Annotated in this window: 1 protein-coding gene and 1 pseudogene; one reads left to right on the top strand and one right to left on the bottom strand. The window is 43.0% G+C overall.

Annotated elements, in window-relative coordinates; all coding sequences use genetic code 11:
• Positions 1-472: pseudogene (locus tag LC574_RS36790) on the bottom strand (hypothetical protein); the annotation flags it as partial.
• Positions 473-829: 357 nt separating this feature from the next.
• Between LC574_RS36790 and LC574_RS36785 the strand changes: the two are divergent.
• Positions 830-2,217 (top strand): NAD(P)H-quinone oxidoreductase subunit 4 (locus LC574_RS36785; RefSeq protein WP_229458562.1); only part of this gene is annotated, 1,388 nt, incomplete at its 3' end.

Below are 2,217 nucleotides of genomic sequence, written 5' to 3'. Positions count from 1 at the left end.
GTTTAGGATTAGGTGTAATTTTTCCTGGTGAAGAATTAATAGATTCTGTTGGGGTTTGTGGAGTTGGGGTTTGTGGAGTTGGTTTTGTTCCTCCAAAAGAGTTAGACAAGAACATTGCCACACCAGCTATCAATGCTGCTACAACTGTGGCTATTGCTCCTATCTTAGCAACATTGATGGCTACTGGTGGTTGGATAGGGTTATCTATGTCATTCTCAATGAGTCGAATTTCTTCAAGATTTTTATTATCAATAGACAACTCACTATAACGGTTATATGGTCTATATCCTTCAGCTTCTACCCTAATGTTTACGTTAATATTATTCCCACTAATGATATTAATTGCAAATCTAAAAACTCCTTCTCCATCAGTGTGGTTTACAAGTGGAATTCCTAGACCTTCCAATGAAACCTTAGCATCTTTAATAGGTAGATTTTTTTGATTAACAACTTTACCTATAAAATTCAACATAATCACCTGAATTCACTTGATTTTGCTAACGAAAGTGATAATCTTATTGAAACAGCCTCAGCTATGCGTGTACCAGTGTAACAGCATCATGTATTTTTAGCGATGGTTTAGATTACGCGATCGCACCCCTAAACTATAATTTTACCAACTTTTTTACGGTAAATTTTTAACTTGACTGCCAGTATCACAACGCACATTCCGCAGCCGCAAGTGTCAAAAAAGACTTCCAAGAGAAAAAATAGGGGATTGCCAATTTAATTAAATCAACCTAACGAGGAAGACGAAATCCTCAAAAAGCTGTTAGTTAATAACTAGTGACTTTTTGCCAAACATGATTTTGATAGCAGACGAATTGTGATGAATACAGCTAATTTTCCGTGGCTGACGACGATTATTCTGTTGCCGATAGCCGCTTCACTACTGATTCCCATCATCCCGGATAAAGAAGGCAAAACAGTGCGCTGGTACTCCCTCATCGTAGGGCTGATAGATTTTGCACTAATTGTTTATGCTTTTTATACTGGGTATGATTTCTCCAATCCAAATTTGCAGTTGGTCGAGAGTTACCCCTGGGTACCCCAACTAGATTTGAATTGGTCAGTAGGGGCAGATGGCTTATCCATGCCCCTAATTATTTTGACTGGATTCATTACCACGCTGGCGATTTTAGCAGCTTGGCCTGTTACCTTCAAGCCGAAGCTATTTTACTTCTTGATGTTGGCGATGTATGGCGGTCAGATTGCCGTGTTCGCCGTCCAGGATATGCTGTTATTTTTCCTGGTGTGGGAACTGGAACTGGTGCCGATATACTTTCTGCTGTCGATTTGGGGAGGCAAAAGGCGGCAATATGCAGCGACCAAATTCATTTTATACACTGCTGGCGGGTCGCTGTTTATTTTGCTGTCTGCCCTAACAATGGGATTTTACGGCGATACGGTGACGTTTGACATGCGAGCGATCGCTTTAAAAGACTTCGCCCTCAATTTCCAGCTTGCCGTCTATACTGGCTTCCTGATTGCCTACGCCGTCAAGTTGCCGATTATTCCCTTGCACACCTGGCTACCTGATGCCCACGGTGAAGCGACAGCGCCCGTACACATGTTATTGGCAGGTATTCTGTTGAAAATGGGCGGTTACGCCTTAATTCGGATGAATGCCCAAATGCTCCCCGATGCCCACGCTCTTTTTGCACCAGTGTTGGTGGTTTTGGGGGTAGTTAATATCATCTACGCTGCCTTGACATCCTTTGCCCAGCGCAACCTGAAGCGAAAAATTGCCTACTCCTCAATTTCCCACATGGGCTTTGTCACCATTGGTATTGCTTCCTTCACCGATTTAGGTTTAAGTGGGGCAGTGTTGCAAATGGTTTCCCACGGGTTAATTGGGGCGAGTTTGTTCTTCCTGGTTGGCGCAACTTATGACCGGACACATACCCTGATGTTGGATGAAATGGGCGGTGTTGGCAAGAGAATGTCGAAGATTTTCGCCATGTTCACCACCTGTTCGATGGCTTCTTTGGCACTGCCAGGGATGAGCGGTTTTGTGGCAGAATTAATGGTATTTGTCGGCTTTGCTACTAGCGATGCTTATAGCTCTACCTTCAAAGTCATTGTGGTATTCTTGATGGCAGTGGGAGTAATTTTAACTCCGATTTATCTGCTGTCGATGTTGCGAGAAATTTTCTACGGAGAAGAGAACAAGGAATTAGTTTCTCACCAAGCTTTGATAGATGCTGAACCCCGTGA

The sequence above is a fragment of the Nostoc sp. CHAB 5715 genome (assembly GCF_020829685.1).
In the GTDB taxonomy this organism is placed as follows: domain Bacteria; phylum Cyanobacteriota; class Cyanobacteriia; order Cyanobacteriales; family Nostocaceae; genus Nostoc.
The sequence above is the reverse complement of the archived record's forward strand: the minus strand, read 5'-3'. Positions and strand labels throughout refer to the sequence as shown.